Genomic DNA, 22,101 nt, shown 5'->3' with positions numbered 1-22,101 from the left:
ATGCGAGGTTTTTGCCGTTTCTGAAATACAACAGTCGGTATTTTATTTCAAAATTGTTACATTTTTTTGTCAGCATTTTTGCGGCGCTTGCTTATATATCGTTGGGTATATTTATCTAACTGCTTATTTGTATGTCTTTGTAATATATACCTATGTTTTATTTGCTTTCACTTTCGTTTCAGGGTTGATGTGCAAACACCGAGCACACGCGGGTGCGCGGTGTTTTTTAATGGGGGATAACCCGCGTGTTGATGGTATTTCGCTATGGCAAAATCCAGCCGGGTTTGGTTTATATCAAATAAAAATAAGATCTGGAGCTGTGGTGAAAACAAATTTTCCGATAACAGAACATGAAGTGTTGGTGAGTAAAGATCGACCGTTAGTGACCAAAACAGATTTAAAGGGCGTGATTAGCTATGCAAACCGCAGTTTTATTGAAATTAGCGGGTTTACTGAGAGCGAATTAATCGGCCAATCGCACAATATGGTGCGTCATCCTTTTATGCCTGAGGCGGCGTTTTTTGATATGTGGCGCTCGCTTAAGGCCGATCAGCCTTGGCAGGGCATGGTTAAAAATCGAACTAAGTCGGGTGATTTTTATTGGGTGCACGCCTACGTTACTTGCTTGTATGAAAACGGGATCAAGATCGGCTATATGTCGGTGCGATCAATGCCAAGCGAAGCTGAAAAACGCGCCGCGCAGGCTCTATACCAAGCCGTAAATCAGCGGCAGGCAACGTTGCCGGTGAGTTTGGCGCGGCCGGGTTTTTCGTTGGCGCAGTTGGGATTGATGTTTTGCTTACCGATTTTATTGCTCTTGATCAGTCTGTGCTGGATGGTGCCAAGTGCTTGGCTGTGGGCTGTGGCGTTGATGCTGTGGATTGCTGGCGGGGTGTGGTGGTTAACGCGGCAAGCCGCTCAGGGCTTACAGCAGGCGGCGTCGGCATTGGCTTTGTTTGCTGAAGGGCAGTTTAGTCATTCCTTAACGCCAAGTGGCTTTAGGGAAATGAAAAGCGTATTGATGCGGCTTGAATCAATGCGGATTAATTTGCGGGCTTTGCTCGCCGATGTGGTGATGACAGGGCGTGAAGTGGCGCAAGCGGCGCAGACGGCCAAGTTAGAAGCGCAGCAGGTGGAGTTACGCTCGGGGAAAACAGCAGAAGAAATTACTCGGATTGCTGCCGCTTTAGAGGAGCTGTCGGTGTCGGTTGAGGATATTTCTGAAACCACGCAGCGCTCTGAGCAGAGCGCCAATGAGGCTTGCCAGCAAGTGAGCGTTGGCGCGCAAAAAATGACGCAATCGAAATTAGCCAATGACGCGGTGAGCGAGCAAGTAAGGATGTCGTGCACCGCCATTGGTGAGCTCAATGCAGTGGCGCAGCAAATTGAATCGATTACTGCGGTGATTAATCAAATCGCTGATCGCACCAATTTATTGGCGCTGAACGCGAGCATCGAGGCGGCTCGCGCTGGCGAGCATGGCCGTGGTTTTTCGGTGGTGGCTGATGAGGTGAGAAAACTCGCCGAGAGTACCGGCAGTAATATCAGTGATATTTCGCAAGCGATTTTGGCCTTGCGCGCGCAAGTGTTGGCAACGCAAGAGCAAATCAACACTGTTTCACTTAGTAGTGAACAGGCCAATCAGCAAATTGATCAAACAGTTGCAAGCTTAGATAGCCTGCGGCAATCGAGTGCTTTGATTGTGATTGCTGCGGGTGAAGTGGCCAATATGCTGGCGCAGCAAGTGAAGGCGACGACTGATGTTGCGCAAAGTATGGAGGCGGTGAGTGTCTTGACCGAGGAAAATCATCAAGGTATTCAAAGGACTAAAACTTGCGCCACCCAGCTGCAATCATCAGCGCATTCTTTGCATCTGCTGCTGGCGTATTTTGAAAAATCACTCTAAACGTCGCAGCATTGGTGCGAGCGAAAGCTGGCGCTGATGCTGTTGGCAATGATCAAATCGCTGGGTTGCGGCTCAGCGATTGGTGTTAACACAGCGAATTAAAAATAATTCGCTATTTTTTGGCCTGCACGTTAATAATCTATTGAGTTAGAAAACATCGTGAAAGGTTTAAAGCGTGGTCAGCAGCAAGGTGCTGGCGTATTTGAATGTTCTTTTTAAGGCAAAAGATCAAGCTAAGTAGCTAAGGGCTGTTGACGTTTTTTTCTTGGGCGCTATAGCGTCATTCTGGTTAATTTATTGGAGTATATGAATGAAGCTAAATCAAATCGCTGCATTGGTGGCAATACTGGTCGCGGGTGCTGTGAGCGCTAAGCCGCTTACCGTATGCACTGAGGCCAGCCCTGATGGCTTTGATGTGGTGCAATACAATTCGCTCACCAATACCAATGCGGCAGCCGATCCGATTTTTAATCGCTTGCTCGAATACGATGCTGCGACAGGCAAGCTGGTTCCGAGCTTGGCGCAATCGTGGCAGGTGAGTGACGATCAGTTGCAATACACGTTTAAATTACGCAAAAACGTCGCCTTTCAAAAAACCGATTACTTTCAGCCCAGCCGCGCTTTAAACGCCGATGATGTGTTGTTTAGTTTTCAGCGCATGCTCGACCCAAATCATCCGTGGTATGCCAGCGCCCCCAACGGCTATCCGCACGCGCAATCTTTTGGCTTGGCTAAATTGATTGCGAGTATTAAAAAAACCGCCGATGACACAGTAGTGATTCAGCTTAAACAAGCCGATGCGACTTTTTTGCCGCTGCTCAGTATGGGATTTACGTCGATTTATTCGGCGCAATACGCCGATCAATTGCTGGCGGCCAATCAACAGGGGCAGTTAAATACTAAACCGATTGGCACCGGGCCTTTTGCGCTGAAAAGTTTTCAAAAAGACGCAGTGATTCGTTACGACGCGCATCCTAATTATTTTGCCGGCAAGCCCAAGTCAGACAAACTGATTTACGCCATCACCGCCGATCCGGTGGTGCGAGTACAAAAAGTTAAAGCGGGTGAATGCCAAGTTGCGCTGGGCGTGAAGCCGCAAGACATCATTGCCGCGCGTAACGATAAAAAGCTCAAGGTCTTGAGTACGCCCATGTTTGCGACAGCGTTTGTTGCGATCAATACCCAGCACAAACCATTGGATAAAGTAGAAGTTCGCCAAGCGCTGCAATTGGCATTTGATCAAAAAGCCTATCTGGCGGCGGTGTTTGAAGGCACGGCCAGCGCAGCGCAAGGGCCTTTTCCGCCTGCAACGTGGAGCTATTTGTCTGGCAATCATGAAGCACAAAATCTAAGCAAAGCCAAAGCACTTTTGACCAAGGCGGGTTTGCCCAAGGGCTTTGAAACGACAATTTGGGTGCGCCCTAGCGGCAGCACTTTGAACCCTAATCCGCGCATGGGCGCCGAAATGCTGCAGGCGGATTTGGCCAAAATCGGCGTGCGGGCCGAAATTAAAACCATAGAATGGGCCGAACTCATTAAGCGCGCCAAAGCGGGCGAGCATGACCTGCTGTTTATGGGCTGGACTGGCGATAATGGCGATCCGGATAATTTTTTAACCCCACAGTTCGCGTGTGCTTCGGTGGAATCTGGGCTTAATTTTGCCCGCTTTTGCCAGCCGCAACTCGATGGCTTGATCCGATCAGGCAAAACCACCGCCAAACTGGCCGAGCGCACTCAGCATTATCAAGCCGCGCAAAAAATCATCCGCCAACAAGCACTGTGGATCCCACTCGCGCATCCACTAACGTCGGTGATCACCACCGATAAAGTGAGTGGCTACGTTGTCAATCCATTTGGCCGACAGTCATGGGCGAATGTGGCGGTGAAGTAAGCCAGTGTTGCTTACTGTAGCCAATGTTGTTGAGCGAATAGGCAGGTAATACGACTGTCATAGGGGGACGCTACTGTAGCCAGCTTTTCTTCTTACAGAATCTGCGGCTATGTCTCGATTGTTTTTTGTCTCTATGGTTCAATTTAAGCGTGCCTCGCTGGCGGTACTCGTGAGTGGCGCACTGGCTGCATGTGGTGGTGGCGCTGATGGTGGCAACAGTGGCGGGGGTGTGGGGAGTAGTCCTGCGCCATCGCTAGCGCCAACACCCAAACCAACAGATGCGCCTGTGGTGAGTACGGGCGTGGTGCTCGGTAGTTATTTTCGCAATGCGAAGGTTTGTTTTGACGAAAATAATAATGGCCAGTGCGATAACAATGAAGTCAGTACCCGAACAGACAGCAATGGCCAATTTAAGCTCAGCGGTAGCCGTGCGCCGCTAGTGGCTGAAATCGGGCTCGATGCCAAAAGATATGATCCTGATACCAAAACCGAAACTGCGCTGACTCAAGCGCTGATTTTGCGTGCGCCAAAAGAATGGCCGACCACGATTAGCCTGCACACGACGTCGGTGGTCAGTGAGATGGAAAATCAGGGTTTAAGTTTTGATGATGCAGTGAAGAAAGTCGCCAATGCTTTGGCCGTGCCAGCCAATAAGCTACTTGCGGACTTTAATCTTGAAACCGATGCAGGCAATAAGGCGGCGCTGAAGGCGGCATCTGATGATGGCATTCGACGGATTCAAGCGGCAATAGCTGGCAAGAGTGCCGATAGCGATCTTAAAAAACTACTCGCCGAAAGTACGCAAACTGATCGTTACTATCAAACCAAAACACCGTATCGCCCACAACAAGACCGCTCAAGTTATGAAGCTGCACCAGCGGGTTTTAATGTGGTGAATACGCAGTTGATTGCCCGCCATGGCTCGCGTGGACTATCGAGCTTGAAATACGATTTGGCCGTTTACAATATGTGGAGCAAGGCCAAAGAAGAGGGCGCTTTAACGCCTTTGGGTGAAAAACTTGGCGCGGATGTGCTGAAAATCATGAAGGCTAATTTCTTATTGGGTCACAACGTTGCTGGCATTAGTAAGCCCGGCTATGGCAATGAAACCCAAGTCGGGATTGAGGAGCATCAGCAACTGGCCGTGCGAATGTTGCAACGTCAACCCGACTTTTGGCAGCAAGTCGCCAAAACGGCCAGCAGCTCGCCGCGCAAAATTATTTTTGTTACTTCTGGCGTCGATCGTGCCGTCGATAGTGGCAATTACTTTGTGCAAGCATTAGCGCAGCAAAATGCCGCTTTGGCTGGCTTGATCGACAAACCTGCGGCGCCTGGGCCTTATCCGGATAATGCTGTTGCGGTTCCTCAAACTGCCGGCACCAATCGCTTTTTGTTGTATTTCCATAAATTACAAAAAACCACTGACTTAGTGAGCGATGTAAAAAATCCTTTGTACCGCACTTATTTGGACAGCCAAGCGTATCAAGCATATAAAGACGACGGTGATTTGCTGGCGAAACAAAAGGCTTTGTTCGGCACATTGGAGGCTAAAGCGGCTGGTCGTGCGATCTTAGAGCGTTTATTTACGAAAGCATTTGTCGACAAAATTGATGCAGGTAGTCACAGCTTTGCCAATACCGGCACCTTTAGTTATGTGAGTGATGATGGCAAGTTGACCTCAACCTTAACGGGCGATGGTAAAACTAAAATTGCATCGCTCGCAGATGCCGGTAGCCTGATGTATGAGTTGTATGTGATTGCGCCAGCAATGAGAGCCGAAGCCGGGGTTGATTTTATTCCGTATCTACCTGCAGCGCAGGCGCGGTATTTTGCGGCCTTAAATGACGCATCGGACTTTTATGACAAAGGCCCAAGCATCACCGAAAAAGGCGATGTCACCCACAAAATGGCGCAAATTTTAGTCGATGATGTGTTTAAAGAAGTCGATGACGTGGTAAGTAATCGTTCAAGTAATGCGGCAAAAATCCGCTTTGCCCACGCTGAAATCATCATTCCATTGGCGACTCGAATCGGCTTAAAAAATGCGGTACAGCAAGTGCCTTTGGCACAAACCTTTAGCTATGCAAGCAATCCATGGCGTGGTGAAGCCATCTCACCGATGGCTGCCAATATGCAATGGGATGTTTACAAAAATGCCGAAGGAAGGGTATTGGTTAAAATGCTGTACAACGAAAAAGAAACTGACTTTAAAGCGGCATGTGACAGCGCCAAAATCAGCCCAACGAGTAAGTTTTATAATTTTGCCGCACTGAAAACTTGCTACGGCTACTAAGTTGCGAGTTCACGTTTGAGTTTTGCTGGTTCGATCTAAAGCGAACAAAGTTGAATTCGAGCGTGATTTTTGTGGTGAATAAAGAAAAGGCGTGTGCAATATGAGCTTGCACACGCGAGCTATTGGCAGAGGCAATGACTCATTGAAGTTGATCCGCGAGCTTGAGGTATATGCCGATACTTCTTGTTTAATAAGCAGTAGCTAGCAATACATCGACTTTATCGATAGTCAGAACGCAAAAAAACCTAGCTCAAAAAGCTAGGTTTTTTCGTTTTGGTTGCGGGAGTAGGACTCGAACCTACGACCTTTGGGTTATGAGCCCAACGAGCTGCCAACTGCTCCATCCCGCGTCTGTACTGGGTTTCTGCTGCAAAATACGACGAGCAGAAACTAAAAAACCACCAACCCATTAAGCATGAATCAGTGGCTTAGATATTTGGTTGCGGGAGTAGGACTCGAACCTACGACCTTCGGGTTATGAGCCCGACGAGCTGCCAACTGCTCCATCCCGCGACTGTTTTGTTGCTCTACAAACTTCGACTTGGCTTGCGAAGTCCGTCTGGTTGCGGGAACAGGACTCGAACCTGTGACCTTCGGGTTATGAGCCCGACGAGCTGCCAACTGCTCCATCCCGCGACAGAGAGGCCGAACTATATATTGGATATATCGTTACGTCAATGCTTTTTTATCGAGTAGGTCGATTAACGTTATAAAAATAGATTAATTCACAATGACTTAGGCGCGAGCTTGCAGTGCGCTGAACAAAAGTCGGTTCGCGAGCTTAGGCCAATTTCGCAGCATAAGCTCGCTCCTGTTGGCGTGATTTTTATTTTTTGGCTAAACGTTTATTCCAAGCCGCGACGGCTTCATCGAGGGCTTTTTGCACTGGAATTCGGCCTTGAATTGCGGCGTCGATTTTATCGTTCATCAATTTATGCATAATGGCTTCATCGGGTACATCACGAATCATAAAATGCCGTGACTTATCGATCACTTGCGTTCCCATTTTAAACGCCACTTTGCCGAGATCTTTTGGATCATTCATCGATGGGTCGTTAGCGAGCTGGGCATTGGCTTTTTTGGTCGAGGCAAAGGTGTTGGATGATTTTGCAAATGCCATTTGCACTTCGTCACTCGTCAGGTATTGCGCCGCTTTAGCAACGGCTGCCATGTTTTTTTGCCCTTTGGGTACGACATACATCGTGCTCCAGCCGCCAAATGCAGCGGTTTTTGCGTCGTTCAGCGGAAAGCTGGTCACACCCGCTGCGGCGTATGCGCGTGGATTGGCTTCGTTAATTTTTTTAACTGCATGGCCACCTTCGGCAAACATGCCAATGCTATTGTTGGCAAATGCAGCGATTTGTTTATCAAAGGTGAGATCAACGTCTTTAACAATAATGCCGGCTTTATACGCATCGGCAAATTTTTGTACTAATGCGGCGTGTGCTGGGCTATTAAATACGGCTTTATTGTCTTTAACTAAAGGCAGGCCTTGAAATAAAAACCAAGTTTGAAAACCATCTTGTAATTTAGGTGCCCAGCCGGGTTTGCCGGTGTGATCTTTAATTTTTTTGGCGGCAGCAAATACATCATCCATGGTATTAAATACCGGTTTTACCCCGGATTTGGCCAACATATCTTTGTTGTAAACCATAACCGCAGTCACTTGATACGATGGAAATCCATAAATCTGGCCATGGGCGGTGGCATTTTGTAATGCCGCATCGGTGTATTGCGATTTAAATGGTGCAATTTCTTTCGTCACCGGCATTAATAATTTAGATGACATTTCATTCATCCATTCGGTTGGCACCATCGCTAGACCAGGTACTTTACCTTCAGCGACTGACGCTACAATTGCAGGTTTCATACCGCCCCAGTTCATATCTTTATGAACTAAGATAATTTCTTTTTGTGATTGATTAAATTGATCAACAATTTGTTTATGATAAGCATCATACGTTCCACCTAAGGCATGCGACCAAAACTCAACTTCAACGCTGGCATTGGCGCTTAATGCCGTAGATAAAAATACACTGGCGCATAATAGGGTACTGGTTTTTATTTTCATGATATCGACATCCTGGGTAAATTGATGAATGATTTTTGTTCTGAGAAAATAATGCGCTAATTATTTTTATTTGTTAAGTTGAATTGCTGTGTAATTTTCACACTTTGTTTTTGTTTTTTTTGCGCAGCAAATGTCGATGCGATTTTTTAAAATTCGCATTTATTGTTGAATTGCTTGAGTTTTGTTGACTTTTTAGTATTGGGTTTTTTAAATTAATTTTGCATAATGAATTAATTAAGAATGTTTTATAAATCGTGCATAATAAAATTATGCACGAGGCATTATTTAAATTTGTTGGGCTAATTGTATTAAAGCGCTGGCCTCGGGTGGATTGGCTCCGGCTTGGGTGCATGCCAAACTGCCTGCGGCGACGGCGTGGCGTAAATGCGTGTCGCCATTGGCTGTGGGATATTGCAATAAACTCCAGATTAAGCCGCCCATACTGGCGTCACCCGCGCCGACGGTATCGACGACTTGCAGTTGCGGCGGGGTTTGTTGCCAATGTGCGTCTTGGTGATAAAGGCTAGCTCCTGCTGCGCCGCGGGTGTAGAGCACCATTGCTTCGGGCTGCCAGTGGCGCAAAGTAGCTAGTGCATTGGCTTCGTCATCGGTACGAAATAGGCCGCGTAAATCTTCGTCAGAAACTTTAATCACATCGGCCAATTGCGCCATTGCTTGCAAGGTGGGGTCGTACGCCTCATCCATCAGCACTCTAAAGTTGGGATCAAAGCTGATTTTGGCGCCAGCTTGTTTTGCCGCACGCGCAATTTGTAATAGCTTTTTGGCTAGCTGTGGGCGAGCCAGACTAATGCCGCCAAAATGTAGCCACACGCTATCGCTGAGCCAACCTTCAGGTAGGCGCGCTGGGTCAAAATGCAGATCGGCGCTATTGTCGCCAACAAAAAAATACGCTGGTGGCTGCGTTTGATGCACCATGGCCAATAGCGGCGAAAACGGCAGTTGCTGCATAAAGCGCAAATCTAAATCGGCTGCACGGCTGGCCGCAATCAGTGCATCGCCAAAGCAATCTTGGCTGACTGCACCCGCAAAGGCGCTACGGATGCCGAGCTGACTCATTACACGCGCGACATTCCACGTCGCGCCGCCGACTTTTTCTTGCCAGAGCCCATCGCTACTGCGAATCATGTCGGTGAGCGCTTCACCGGCGGAAATAAATTGTGGAAAAGTCATGCTGTTCCCTCTCGTTGGCACAGGATTGCAGTGTGGTTAACTTGCCATTGCGGCGCCTTGCCCCACTATGGCGCTAATACATTGAGCACTTCATAACACGCGCCCATGGTGTGGTAGTCGACTTTGCCGGCGGGGCTTTTTTCATTGCTGTATTTTTGATTATCCGCCCGCAAAATTCGCCACCAGCCGCCGTATTGATGATCAACGAAATGCTGCCATGCGTAAGCCCACAAGCGTTGGTAGTCATCCCAATAATTAGGATTGCCGGTACGTGTCGCCAAGAGTGCGGCGGTGGCGATGCTTTCGGCTTGTACCCAAAAATATTTATCGCTATCGCAAATTTCGTTTTCTGGCCCAAAACCATAATACAGACCGCCGTGTTCGTGATCCCAAGCGCGTTCCATCGCGGTATTAAATAGCTGCTCGGCGCGTGGTTTGAGCCACGGTAGTGGGCGGTGGCGATCTAAAATCAGCAGCAATTTGGCCCATTCAGTCAGATGGCCGGGTTGAAAACCCCAAGGACGGAAAATATTGCTTTTGTCGTCGCGGTTGTAATCCCAATCAATAGTCCAATCGGCGTGGTAATGCTCCCAGATGAGGCCATTAGCGAGTGCCGCTTGTCTTTGCGTGATATGGCTGGCGAGCAGCTCGGCGCGATCCAGAAACTTGGAGTCCCCCGTCGCTTCAAATGCAGCGAGCAGCGCTTCGCAAGCATGCATATTGGCGTTTTGGCCACGGTAGGGTTTTAGCGCCCAATCCGCGCTGGCTTCGTCAGCATAAAGACCATATTCGCTATCCCAGAAACGTTGTTCCATTAACTGCCACGTTTCTTCTAACCAAGCGCGTGCTTCATCAATTCCGGCCATTACGCCGTGGGCGTAAGCGAGCAAAACAAAAGCCAAACCGTAGCAATGGTTGGTGTCGTCATCCAGCGTTTTTTGCCCTTGCTGCCATTGCAATTGCCAGGCATAGCCGCCGCTGACCGGGTCGCGATGCACGTCGCGCAAAAAGGCTAAGCCATGCCGAGTGGCGCTGAGGTATTCGGCGTTGCCAAACTGCCGATAGGCCATGGCATAGTTGAAAACAAAGCGCGTGCTGCTGACCAAATGCCGCGTGTGCGCGTCGTAAATTGTGCCGTCATCGAGAAAGAAATGATAAAAGCCACCGCTGGCATCGATGGCGCGTGGGTGATAAAAGTGCATTGTTTGGGCAATATGCGCCAGTAAAGTGTCGCGGTGTTGAAAGTTCGGCAATTTCATTGGCTGACTCCTGTTGAAGTAACAAGGCCCAAGTGCTTCGGCTTTGTTGCTGCGCCGCGTTTTATAACGGCTACGGTGTTCACTGGGTACTGATTGCGCCGCTGCTGGCGCGCAAAATAAGTGTTACGGGTTGCAGTGTGTCGGCAATCGCTTGATGCTCGGTAAGCGCTAAGAGTTGCTCGATGCCGGCTGCGCCGAGTGCGGCTTTATCGACGGCGATGGTAGTGAGTTGCGCAGCTTTGGCGGCAGTAATATCGTCAAAGCCGCCAATCCAAAGATCGTCTGGCAGTGTCATGCCGCGCTCAAGGCAAGCGGCTTGAACGATGAGCGCGCAGGCGTCGTTAAACGCAATAATCGCGTCGGGCGGCTGCGCTAAGTTGAGTAATTCATCGAGTGCTAATCGCGTACCACTGGCTAAATCGAGGCCGGGCGCAATCAGTGCTTCTAAGGCAGGATCGGCAAGGCGACCAGCGTTAAATAAGGCTTGGCGATAGCCGCGCTCACGCAGGCGGATTGAATGATGCGCCAGCGAGCCGGATAAAAAAGCAATCCGTTGCCGACCTTGCGCAATGAATTGCTCGGTCATTAAGCGCGTTCCAGCTTGGTTGTCTGGGTTCACGCTGGCCAATTGCGGCGCACAGGCGTCGATCAAGGTAGTGGGTTTGCCTAGCGCTTGCACCACGGCCAGAATTTCAGGCTCGATAAAACCTACGCAGACAATCGCATCGGCTTCTTGCTGCAGTAATTGCCGACGTATTGAGCTATTGGCATTGACACTAAATGGCTGCAGCTCAATACCCTTGTCTAAACATGCCAGACGTGCGCCGCGTTCGACTTCGGCATAAAACGGGCTGGCGCTGGCGGTGGTGTGCTGCGCGTGCAGTAAAAACAAAATGTGGCGAATCGGCTGGCGCTGTAAACGCGAGATGTCGTAGCCGAGTTCTGCCGCGAGCTGTTGCACATGCTGGCGTTGTTGCTCGGAAACACCGGCTTGGTGTTTGAGCGCCCGCGAGGCGGTGCCAACCGACACCCCTGCGGCTTGGGCGAGTTCTCTGAGGCTGATACTCATTTTGCAACTCGCGCGGTGTGAGATTGCAGCAATGCCGGGAAGTCTTGCGCTACGCGCAAAATCAGCTCGCCAAAGAGGGTATTGGCCCAAGCAAACCAGCTGCGCGTGAAGTCGCTGGGATCGTCGGGCAAGAAGGATTCGTGCATCAACGAAGAGCCGCCATCGCTGAGTTTGAGCATCGTCAGGCAGCGCGCAATTTCATCGGCATCGTTGCTGGTCAGTGCTTGCATAATCAGGCTCATAGGCCAAATTCGTGGTGCGAGGGTATGCGGGCTGCCAACGCCACTGAGCTGCTCATCGCTGCTGCTGAAATACCAAGGATTATCACTTGATAAAATAAAGCGACGGGTATTAAGGTAAAGCGGATCATCAACGCTGCATACACCCAGATACGGTAGCGATAAGAGGCTGGGCACATTGGCGTCATCCATCATCAGCGCATTGCCAAAACCATCGACTTCATACGCCCAGATCGTGCCGTATTTGGGATGCTGCACGCGGGCGTAGGCCAGTAGTGCAGTTTCTACTTCATCGGCCAGCTGACGACACGTTTTTGCCAAACTCACTTGTGGATAATGTATGTCCAGCAAGCTGGCTAACTGGCGCAGGCTAACGACGGCAAAATGATTGCTCGGCACCAAAAACGGCAAAATACACGCGTCGTCCGAAGGACGAAACATCGATGCAATCAGCCCAATGGGTTTTAGCGGATTGCCCATGCCATTACACGGCAAGGTATCTGACTGCCAATGCGTTTGGCGCGTAAAGCGATAAGGGCCAGCATCGGTTTTGCGCTGCTGCTCTTGCATCGTGGCGACGGTTAATTCCATTGCCGCCAGCCAATCAGCGTCGAAAACACTGGCGTCTTGCGTCGTTTGCCAATAGCCATGCGTGAGGCGAATGGCGTAACACAGCGAATCGAGTTCCCATTTACGCTCATGAATTTCGGGACGCATGGTGGTGTGATCGTTTTGCCATTCGCTGTCCCCAGGGCCATCGTTAAACGCGTTGGCGTAAGGGTCGAGCAAAATGCATTGCGTTTGGCGGTGAATCAGACCCGCAATCATTCGTGCCAAAGTCGGGTCTTGTTGGGCGAGTGGCAAGTAAGGCCAAACTTGCGCACAACTATCGCGCAGCCATAGCGCATGAATATCGCCGGTAATGACAAAGGTATCGGGTTTGCCGTTGACGTTTTCTTGGTGAAACACCGTGGTATCGAGTGTATTGGGATAGCAATTGCTAAATAACGCACGCAATTGTGGATCGCTGATTTGCTCGCTAATCGCTGCTATTTTGGCCTCGACAGCCGCGGATGAAAAGCGCCGCGTGCTTGGCCGCGCTGCTGCCGGATTGCTCTGATTAAACTGCTCTGCGGGCGAGTTCATAGTTTCTCCACTGGGTGTTGCCATAGGCTGTCGATGACGACGCCGTGTTGATCGGTCAGCCACAGCAGTGCGCGGCCAGCGGCGAGGTCGGTGCGGTAGGTGTGAGCGTCCGCTTGCCAATGCAGCGCGTGCGCGCGACTGCTTTCGTTGACCGCAATCCACAGTGTATGTGCGGCAAACTGCTGTTGTTGCATGAAAATACCCGCTGGCGCTTTCTCGTTTCCAATCCAGCGCCAAGTAGGCTGAATGTTGGCGGCGCGCATCGCGTATTGATATAGCGCGCTTAAAGTCTCGGGATTGGCATTGAGTTCTAGCGGTAGCGGGCACCAAATGATTTGCCCTTGGCCGAGTGAGAAGTGTTCGATTTGCTCCGCCTGACCGGCGGCATCGCAACCGGTATCGAGTTGCGCAATGGCTTCGCCGATGTAGCTGGCGCGATAGGTTTGCTCGCCAATCTGTAGCGTTTCTTCGCGGCTTAAGTTGCGCGTACTAGCGTTGCTAAACGGCGCGCGCTGGCAAGGATTGAAATAACAATCCAGCGTCGCCGGCCCCGTGAGCAGCACGGTAATCGCGTGCTCAGCGAGTAATTGCTCGATTTGCTGCCAGCACGCGGCATCCAAGTTTTGCGGGCAAGGCAGTAATAGCAACTGAGGCGGCGCAGCAAATAGGCTACTTAAATCATGCTCGCCCACCGCGCGTAGATTCACGCCAAATTCAAACGCCAGATTGCGCACCATTGCTTGCGTGGCTGCGAGTGTTGAGCGGCGATTGCTATAGTCATTGCTAAATGGGTATACGACGGCAATCTCTGCTAGTTTTCGGTTTTCTAGCAATACCCCAGTTTTTTTGATGAACTGCCCAAATGCTGCGGTAATGCTGGCCTCGGGTTTTTGCGAGCCATCGGCACGGCATGCACCGATATGCGACTCGTTGATATTGTCCATATGGTAATTGCAATTCCAGATCCATTGCACCGCACCGGCGTTGCCGTAGGCAAAGGCATAGGCGTATTTACGCTCTAATAGCTGCATCAGCTCGGTCTCATTGCGGCGCGAGCGGCCGTTGGCGCGGGCCACGTGCATGATGCCGGTTTCTTGGATTAAGTTCGGCGTGTTGGGCGTTTTGCTAAACAGGCTATCCCAGCCCAGCGCGTCGTTGAGCCACCAACTGTGCACGCTGGTGTAATCGACGGCATCGGCAAAGAAAAACGGCGAGGGGCGCTGCTGGCCCAGCGCTTCGTCTTGGCCGACGCACACCATCACGTCTGGAATCAGGGTCTTAATGCTCGCTGCTAAATCTGCCGCCCATTCGCGGTGCACCGCCTGCGTAAATAGCGCGTAATCCAGCCACTGCCCATGCTGTTTAACGGCGATTTCGGTGGTGTTAAAGCCGATGTCTTCCGGCTGCGGTGGCCGAACTGCCGACCAATCGGCCAGCTGTGCTGGGCTTAAATCCCATGCACGTTGCCAATGAGCAATATCGGAGTTGATTGCCTGCAAATGCTGGATAAAGGCGCGCGTTTCAAATTCATCACCCAAGCTGCGCGGGCCGACAAAAATCCGCTGTGGATCAAACATCGATGGTTCATTGATGAGATCCCAATGCACGCGCGTGGTTTGCGTGTGGCGGCTGATGATGCTGCGGATAAAGCGTTTTTGCGCGCTGCGGCTGCGTGGATCGAGGTAGGGATTGCGGCCTTCCCACGCCTCGGGGGTAAAAGCAAAAAAGGTAAAGCAGCTTTCCAAGTCATGGCTGGCGGCGGTCAAAATAAACGCATCAATCGCGCGCAGTAGCGCTTCATTGGCGTGGCCATCGACAAACATCAATTGCCGCCACGCAGTCCAAATGCCGGTGCGCAAATAATTGACGCCCATAATCGCCAGCGTCGCCATGTCTTGCTGCCAGACTGCGACATTCGGTAGATGCAGGAATTTGCGATGTACGTCGCTCGCCATATACGTCATGCCGACAATCGGCGTGGTTTTGTCGTCGCGAATAAAATAATCGCGGCCAGCGCGCATTCGCGTACCGCGTGCGAGTAACTCGGCATCGCGTCCCCAAAAACCTTGTTGCAAATCAATCACTTCGCCTTGTTCGCTTTTGAGTTCGGCGTACAGCGTATACAGCCCTGCTTCAATCGTTGTCGGTAAGGCAAAGCGCAAGCTTTGCAGGCCGGATTGCTGGGTATTGAGCTGCAGCTTTTGTTGATCAATGACTGCATCGCGATACCTCGTTGTGATGGTCGCGGTCCAGTTTTGCCCGATGGCAGCACCGATCGCCTCGGCTTGCAAGGTGATCGTTGCGTGCTCGCCCGGTTCATAGCAAGCAAAGTCGGGTTTGAGCCAGCATTCGGTCACGCCGTGGCTAGCGTGCTCGGCGAGTTGTTCGAGCAAGGCCATACCGCCTTGCTGCCAGAACGTTTCATCTGGCGTGATATTGGCAAATATTTGTCGCGACCCAGCCATTGCACCGCGCAAGCGCTCAATCATCACAATCGGGCTGGCGATGTGCTGCTGTCCTTCCATCGCCATCAGCAAAGGATAAATTCGTGCATCCATTGGCCCGGCTGAACCCGAATCGAGTGGCTGATCTTTGGTTTTGGTTGGCATCAGCACCAAGCTGTCGGTGCTGGCAGTGAGGTTCAGATTGAATTGCGCGAGCTTGTCGCTCAACCAAGGGAAGTTGGCGCCGGCAGCAAGGTGGGTGCTGTGCGACGCTTCTACGCTTTGGATTTCATGAATATCGAGCTGGCGAAATAGCGCCGCTTGTGGCTGGTGCTGGCCATTGGCGTCGACTGGTTCACTAAATACGGCTTGGCCTAAAGTGAGCATATTGCCACCACGCGCCAAAAAGTCGAGTAAGGCAGGCCATGCTGCTTGCGGGAAATAGCGGCCGTGTAAATGCACAAAAACCGCCGGCATCGTTGCGCGATTTAAGGCGTCGCTCAGCGTATCAGCGCAATGCATCACAGCATGCTGCGGCATGTGGCTAGGCCTCACCCCCGAAAAAGGAAAATCAGCGTCGTAAAAAGCCAGCATTGCCATGATTACATCCCTTTGTAATGGTGTTTAGTTGTTTGAGTTTTTGGCTAAACAAAACACATTCTGCACCTTGCCATTCAAGACAGCAAGTGCAGTCGGATGAATTAAAAATGTGAATACTGCCGGGAGTGGGGAGTGGGGAGTGGGGAGTGGGGAGTGGGGAGTGGGGAGTGGGGAGTGGGGAGTGGGGAGTGGGGAGTGGGGAGTGGGGAGTGGGGAGTGGGGAGTGGGGAGTGCAGGGTGCGAGGCGCGGAATGCGCCGGAGCCGCCGCGAGTTGCGCGGCGGGTGGGGCTTAGATTTCTTCTATACGGTGGCAGGCGACCATTCTGCCGGCAAAGGGGCGTAACTCTGGGACGGCGGTTTGGCAGTGGGCATTGGCGTAGGGGCAACGCGTATGGAAGGTGCAGCCCGATGGCGGATTAATTGGCGATGGCAGCTCGCCGATTAATTTAACTTTTTCTCGTCGATTTTCGGCGCGAATCGCCGGCGTTGCCGACATTAAGGCTCGGGTGTACGGGTGCAAGGGTTGCGCAAAAATACTGGTTTTTGGACCGTATTCAACGGTGCTACCAAAGTACATCACCATCACATCGTCGGCGACGTGTTCAACCACGGCCAGATTGTGGCTGACAAACACATAGGCAGTGCCCAGTTGTTCTTGCAAATCCATAAATAGATTCAGAATTTGCGCTTGGATGGAAACGTCGAGCGCCGAGGTTGGCTCGTCGGCGACCAAAATCGCCGGTTGCAGCATCATGGCGCGGGCAATGGCGACGCGTTGGCGCTGGCCACCCGAAAACATATGCGGATAGCGATGATAGTGCTCTGGGCGCAGGCCAACCGTTTTGAGCATGTCGTGCACGCGGGCTTTGCGCTCGCTGGTAGTGAGCTCGGTATTGAGTAATAAAGGCTCGCTGAGCATGTCGCCAATGGTTTTGCGCGGGTTTAAGCTGGCAAATGGATTTTGAAACACCATTTGCACTTTAGGGCGCAGTGTTTTGAGTTGGCTGGCATCGGCGCTGGCGATATCAATGCCGTCGATAATTAAATGACCGGCGCTAGGACTTTCAATTAAGGTGAGCTGGCGCGCCAGCGTGGATTTACCACAGCCCGATTCGCCCACTACGGCCAGCGTTTTGCCGGCAAACAGTTCAAATGAAACGTCATTGAGTGCTTTGACGGTGGCGGCGCTTTTCCAGAGTCCACCGCCAACTTGATAGTGCCGCGATAGGTGTTGAGCGCGCAGAATAGGGCTTATATTATTTTTACTCATGACTAGGTATACCGTTGGAATCTAATGGAGTAAAGCAGCGCACACTAGTACCTGCCATAGGTATTAGGGGTGGGTGCTGCGATGCACATTGTGCGCTGGCATATAGGCAGCGCGGGCTGAGTAAGCAACCTGCCGGCCTATCGTATTGTCCCGGTACCACACCAGCGAGGGTATTTAAGCGGCGCGCACCTTTGCTGTGCTCTGGAATCGAGCTGAGCAGCGCTTGCGTATACGGATGACGTGGCGTGGCAAATAGCGTGTCGGTGGCGCTGGTTTCGACGACTTCACCGGCGTACATAACGACCATTTCTTGCGCGATTTCAGCGACCACCGCCAGATCGTGGGTGATTAAAATCAGCGCCATATCGTTTTGTTTTTGCAGATTAACCAATAATTCCATAATCTGCGCTTGCACCGTTACGTCGAGCGCGGTGGTGGGCTCGTCGGCAATCAGCAATTTGGGCTTACAGGCAATCGCCATCGCAATCATCACGCGCTGGCTCATTCCGCCTGATAGTTGATGCGGATAGGCATTGAGGCGCGATTTGGCGTCGGGGATTTCAACTTGCTCAAGTAATTCTAAAGCACGCGCTTTGAGTGCCGCCCCGCGTAGTGGGGTATGTTGCTTGAGCGTTTCTATTAATTGGTCGCCCACGGTATACGCGGGGTTGAGGCTGGTGAGCGCGTCTTGAAAAATCATTGCAATATCGCGGCCAATGATTTGCCTTTTTTGCGCCGGTTTCATGCCAATTAAATCTTGACCGGCAAAACTTAAAGTGTCGGCGGTGACAATGCCGGGCGCGTCAATCAGGCCCATCATCGCCAGCATGGTGACTGATTTGCCTGAGCCCGATTCGCCGACGATACCTAAAATTTCACCGCTATTGATGCTCAGATCGAGCCCAGATACCGCCCGAAATGGATTGCTGCCGTGGCCAAAGGTCACGTTGAGCTTGCGAATGTCTAATAAACTCATACCTTGCCTTACGCTAATTTTTTTAATTTAGGATCGAGCGCATCGCGCAGACCGTCGCCCATCAAATTTAAGGCAATCACGGTGATCAAGATCGCAAGTCCGGGCATAGTGACCACCCACCAAGCGCTTTCGATGTAATCACGCGCCGAGGCGAGCATCGTGCCCCATTCAGGTAGCGGTGGTTGTGCACCTAAACCCAAAAAGCCGAGCGCCGCAGCATCTAAAATCGCCGCCGAAAACCCCAGCGTCGCTTGCACAATTAACGGTGCCATACAGTTAGGCAACACGGTGTTAAACATCAAACGCAATTGGCCTGCGCCAGCTAAGCGGCTGGCAATCACATAGTCTTTGTGTAGCTCGGTCATCGCTGAAGCGCGCGCTAAGCGCACATACGATGGCAACGACACCACGGCAATCGCCAGCATGGTATTGGTGAGGCCAGGCCCGAGTACCGCAACAATTGCGACGGCCAGCAGCAATGAAGGCAAGGCCAGCATGACATCCATGAAACGCATAATGGCGTCGCCAATTTTGCCCGGATAAAACGCGGCAATCAGCCCCAAAATCACACCGGGAATTAACGACAGCAAGACCGATACCAAGCCAATGGTGAGCGAGAGGCGTGCGCCATACATCAGGCGCGATAAAATATCGCGGCCGACTTCATCAGTGCCCAGAATAAATTGCCACGAGCCGCCTTCTAGCCAAGCCGGTGGCGTTAAAAATGCATCACGGTATTGCTCGATAGGGCTGTGTGGCGCAAGGATAGGGGCAAATACCGCCACTAAAACCAAGCTAACAAAATAAATTAACGCAATCAGCGCGCCACGGTTGGCGCGAAACGATTGCCAAAACTCAGTCCATGGCGAGGGGTGAGAAAACGGGGCTTCAACAACAATGGTCGGGGTAGTCATAAAAGCTTATCTCGAATGGCGAATACGTGGATTGATCACCCCATAGAGGATGTCGACCAGCAAGTTAACAAAAATAATCAGCGTGGCGATGAGCAAAATACCGCCTTGAACGACCGGATAATCACGGCGAGAAATCGAGTCAATTAGCCATTTACCAATGCCCGGCCAAGAGAAAATCGTCTCGGTGAGCACGGCGCCGGCGAGCAAGGTGCCCACTTGCAGACCAATCACGGTGACGACGGGAATTAAGGCATTACGCAGTGCATGCACAATAATAATCCGCGTGCGGCTCAGCCCTTTGGCGCGCGCGGTGCGGATATAGTCTTCGCGCAATACTTCGAGCATCGATGAGCGCGTCATGCGCGCAATCACTGCCATTGGAATGGTGCCTAAAACAATGGCTGGCAAAATCAAATGCATGACTGCGGATTTAAATGCGCCTTCTTCACCGGAGAGCAAGGTGTCTATCAGCATAAAGCCAGTGACTGCTGGGATGTCGTATTCCAAGGCAATGCGGCCAGAAACCGGCGTCCAGTCAAGGTGAACTGAGAACACCATAATCAGAATCAGCCCCCACCAAAAAATCGGCATTGAATAGCCAGTGAGTGCCGCACCCATCACGGTGTGATCAATCACGGTGCCGCGTTTGGTTGCCGCCAGCATGCCGGCAGCGAGGCCACACACCACGGCAAACAGCATCGCCGCCATCGACAGCTCGACAGTCGCGGGGAATAATTTAAGAAATTCGCTCATCACCGGCTCGTGCGTCACGATCGATTCGCCCAAATTACCTTGCAGCAATTGGCGCAAATACTCCCAATATTGCACATAGAGTGGCTGATCAAGGCCTAGGCGCTGCATGGCGGCGCGATAAAATTCAGGGTCCAGTCGGCGCTCGCCAACCAGCAGTAATACTGGATCACCGGGGATCATATGAATGAGGGCGAAAGCCAGTAGCGTGACGCCCAAAAAGGTGGGAATTGCGACTGAAATACGCTTAATGATAAAGCTGAACATGGGCATTCTCCCCGTGAGAAAAGGCACGGGCGGTTAGACGATAGGACGGAGAAAGCCCAGCCTAAAATCATTTAGGCTGGGCGCATTGCAGATTATTTGACGGTCACGCCATAAAAGGAATTCAGGCCAAATGGGCTGACTTTGAAGCCTTGTACTGATTTGCTCAGTGGTTGATACACCGTCGAGTGGGCGATGGGGGTAAATGGTAATTCGCGCTTGAATACTTCTTGGGCTTTTTCGTACAGCTTAGTGCGCTCGGCTTGATTGCTCAGCGTGCGTGCTTTGACCACTAAAGTATCAAACTCTTTATTGCACCATCGTGAATAATTATTGCCGCCGACGGCTTCGCAGCCTAAGTTCACGCCAAGCCAGTTGTCTGGATCACCATTATCACCAGTCCAACCAATCATCAATGAATCATGCTCGCCGGCTTTAGCGCGCTTGATGTATTCGCCCCATTCGTAGCTGACAATCTTGGCTTTAATGCCGATTTTTGCCCAATCAGATTGAATCATCTCGGCCATTAATTTGGCATTCGGGTTATAGGCGCGTTGTACTGGCATCGCCCACAAGGTGATTTCAGTGCCTTCGGCAACGCCGGCTTTGGCGAGCATGGCTTTGGCTTTGGCTGGATCAAATGGCGCGTCTTTGAGCTTTTTGTTGTAAGACCATTGTGTTGGTGCCATTGGATTGGTCGCTGGCTGGCCAGCACCTTGATACACCGCGGCTAAAATGGCGGGTTTATTGATCGCCATATCGAGTGCTTGGCGCACTTCCAGCTTATCAAAAGGCTTTTTCTGTACGTTGTAGCTGAGCCAACCTAAGTTAAAACCAGCTTGCTGTAGCAAGTTGAGTTTTGGATTGGCTTGAATCGCTTTGATATCTGCTGGGCGAGGATAAGCCATCACTTGGCATTCATTTTTTTGCAATTTTTGATAACGAACCGACGCGTCAGTGGTAATCGCAAAAATCAATTTATCTAGCTGAACGTCGCCTTTGCGCCAATATTGGCTGTTGCCATCAAAACGGATATTGGCGTCTTTTTGATAGCTGCGAAATACAAAAGGGCCAGTACCAATTGGCTGGGTATTGATTTGATTGGCTTTGCCAGATTTGAGTAATTGATCGGCGTATTCAGCGGAGTGAATCGAGGCAAATGACATGGCCAAATTTTGCAAGAAAGCGGCGTCGACTGTTTTGAGTTTAATGCGGACGGTATTGGCGTCGAGTTTTTCGACTGCGGCAATATTGGTATCCAGACTCATGTCAGAAACATAAGGAAAATCAGCCGGCGCGGCTTTATTGAATGGATGATTTTTATCAATCATTCGTTGCACGGTAAAGATCACGTCATCGGCATTAAAATCACGACTTGGTTTGAAGTACGGCGTGGTGTGGAATTTAACGCCTTTTCTCAGTGTGAACGTGTAAGTCAAATTGTCGGGCGAAACATCCCATTTTTCGGCCAAACCTGGACGAATTTGTGTCGAACCACGCTCGAATTCGGTAAGGCGGTTAAAGATCGTTTCGGCTGACGCGTCAAAATCGCCACCAGTCACTTGGCGGGTTGGGTCAAAACCGGATGGGCTGGCTTCGGAGCAATAAATCAGCGTTTTATTCGCTGCCATGCTGGTGCCAGCCATCAGGGCCAGCGTGGTGGCTAACATCAGTTTGCGTACTTCGAGATGCATTGAGTATTACTCCGCTTAAAAGAAAATGAGCCGTAGATTGATATCAATCTTACGGCCCATGCTAATAGCTAAGTAGTGAACTCCACATCAGGATTATCCCGCACTGCTTCAGTGTTTTTAATT

The 22,101-nt window shown here is 51.0% G+C and carries 14 protein-coding genes and 3 tRNA genes; 3 read left to right on the top strand and 14 right to left on the bottom strand.

Going from position 1 to position 22,101, the window contains the following annotated elements:
• The first annotated feature begins 322 nt into the window (after positions 1 to 322).
• From K4H25_RS00800 to K4H25_RS00790, 3 genes are all read left to right on the top strand, one after another.
• Positions 323 to 1,906, top strand: a complete 1,584-nt coding sequence (locus K4H25_RS00800) for a methyl-accepting chemotaxis protein (RefSeq protein ID WP_221021593.1) — start codon at positions 323 to 325, stop codon at positions 1,904 to 1,906.
• Positions 1,907 to 2,216: 310 nt separating this feature from the next.
• Positions 2,217 to 3,797, top strand: a complete 1,581-nt coding sequence (locus K4H25_RS00795; RefSeq protein WP_221021592.1) for an ABC transporter substrate-binding protein — start codon at positions 2,217 to 2,219, stop codon at positions 3,795 to 3,797.
• A gap of 109 nt (positions 3,798 to 3,906) precedes the next feature.
• Positions 3,907 to 6,090 (top strand): histidine-type phosphatase, encoded by a 2,184-nt coding sequence (locus K4H25_RS00790; RefSeq protein ID WP_221021591.1) that lies wholly within the window; start codon positions 3,907 to 3,909, stop codon positions 6,088 to 6,090.
• A gap of 274 nt (positions 6,091 to 6,364) precedes the next feature.
• Here K4H25_RS00790 and K4H25_RS00785 read toward each other — a convergent pair.
• From K4H25_RS00785 to K4H25_RS00720, 14 genes are all read right to left on the bottom strand, one after another.
• A tRNA-Met gene (locus K4H25_RS00785) sits at positions 6,365 to 6,440 on the bottom strand.
• 87 nt (positions 6,441 to 6,527) lie between these two features.
• Positions 6,528 to 6,603, bottom strand: a tRNA-Met gene (locus tag K4H25_RS00780).
• 47 nt (positions 6,604 to 6,650) lie between these two features.
• Positions 6,651 to 6,726: transfer RNA gene (locus tag K4H25_RS00775), tRNA-Met, on the bottom strand.
• Positions 6,727 to 6,916: 190 nt separating this feature from the next.
• Positions 6,917 to 8,161: an ABC transporter substrate-binding protein gene (locus tag K4H25_RS00770; protein WP_221021590.1), complete on the bottom strand. Its 1,245-nt coding sequence runs from the start codon at positions 8,159 to 8,161 to the stop codon at positions 6,917 to 6,919.
• A 285-nt stretch (positions 8,162 to 8,446) separates the two neighbouring features.
• On the bottom strand, positions 8,447 to 9,352 hold the full coding sequence (locus K4H25_RS00765) for a carbohydrate kinase family protein (protein ID WP_221021589.1): 906 nt from the start codon (positions 9,350 to 9,352) through the stop codon (positions 8,447 to 8,449).
• Positions 9,353 to 9,417: 65 nt separating this feature from the next.
• Complete coding sequence (locus tag K4H25_RS00760) at positions 9,418 to 10,611, bottom strand: AGE family epimerase/isomerase (RefSeq protein WP_221021588.1); 1,194 nt, start codon at positions 10,609 to 10,611, stop codon at positions 9,418 to 9,420.
• 79 nt (positions 10,612 to 10,690) lie between these two features.
• Positions 10,691 to 11,680 (bottom strand): LacI family DNA-binding transcriptional regulator, encoded by a 990-nt coding sequence (locus K4H25_RS00755; protein ID WP_221021587.1) that lies wholly within the window; start codon positions 11,678 to 11,680, stop codon positions 10,691 to 10,693.
• Positions 11,677 to 13,065 carry a glycoside hydrolase family 125 protein gene (locus K4H25_RS00750; protein WP_221021586.1) on the bottom strand — a complete coding sequence of 463 codons (1,389 nt, stop codon included), beginning with the start codon at positions 13,063 to 13,065 and terminating at the stop codon, positions 11,677 to 11,679. Before K4H25_RS00750 ends, K4H25_RS00755 begins: the two co-directional genes overlap by 4 nt.
• Positions 13,062 to 16,109, bottom strand: coding sequence for a glycoside hydrolase 5 family protein (locus tag K4H25_RS00745; protein ID WP_221021585.1), 3,048 nt, complete (start codon positions 16,107 to 16,109; stop codon positions 13,062 to 13,064). The genes K4H25_RS00750 and K4H25_RS00745 overlap by 4 nt, the downstream gene beginning before the upstream one ends.
• Before the next feature lie 290 nt (positions 16,110 to 16,399).
• On the bottom strand, positions 16,400 to 17,380 hold the full coding sequence (locus tag K4H25_RS00740; RefSeq protein ID WP_221021584.1) for a peptide ABC transporter ATP-binding protein: 981 nt from the start codon (positions 17,378 to 17,380) through the stop codon (positions 16,400 to 16,402).
• Positions 17,373 to 18,356 (bottom strand): ABC transporter ATP-binding protein, encoded by a 984-nt coding sequence (locus K4H25_RS00735; RefSeq protein ID WP_221021583.1) that lies wholly within the window; start codon positions 18,354 to 18,356, stop codon positions 17,373 to 17,375. The genes K4H25_RS00740 and K4H25_RS00735 overlap by 8 nt, the downstream gene beginning before the upstream one ends.
• A gap of 8 nt (positions 18,357 to 18,364) precedes the next feature.
• A complete protein-coding gene (locus tag K4H25_RS00730; RefSeq protein WP_221021582.1) occupies positions 18,365 to 19,270 on the bottom strand; it encodes an ABC transporter permease subunit in 906 nt (301 codons plus the stop codon).
• Between the two features lie 6 nt (positions 19,271 to 19,276).
• Complete coding sequence (locus tag K4H25_RS00725; protein ID WP_221021581.1) at positions 19,277 to 20,287, bottom strand: ABC transporter permease subunit; 1,011 nt, start codon at positions 20,285 to 20,287, stop codon at positions 19,277 to 19,279.
• A gap of 92 nt (positions 20,288 to 20,379) precedes the next feature.
• Positions 20,380 to 21,978, bottom strand: a complete 1,599-nt coding sequence (locus tag K4H25_RS00720; RefSeq protein ID WP_221021580.1) for an ABC transporter substrate-binding protein — start codon at positions 21,976 to 21,978, stop codon at positions 20,380 to 20,382.
• Between the last annotated feature and the right edge of the window lie 123 nt (positions 21,979 to 22,101).

The organism is Deefgea piscis, assembly GCF_019665785.1.
GTDB lineage: Bacteria > Pseudomonadota > Gammaproteobacteria > Burkholderiales > Chitinibacteraceae > Deefgea.
This window is presented reverse-complemented; position numbering and strand designations above follow the sequence as displayed.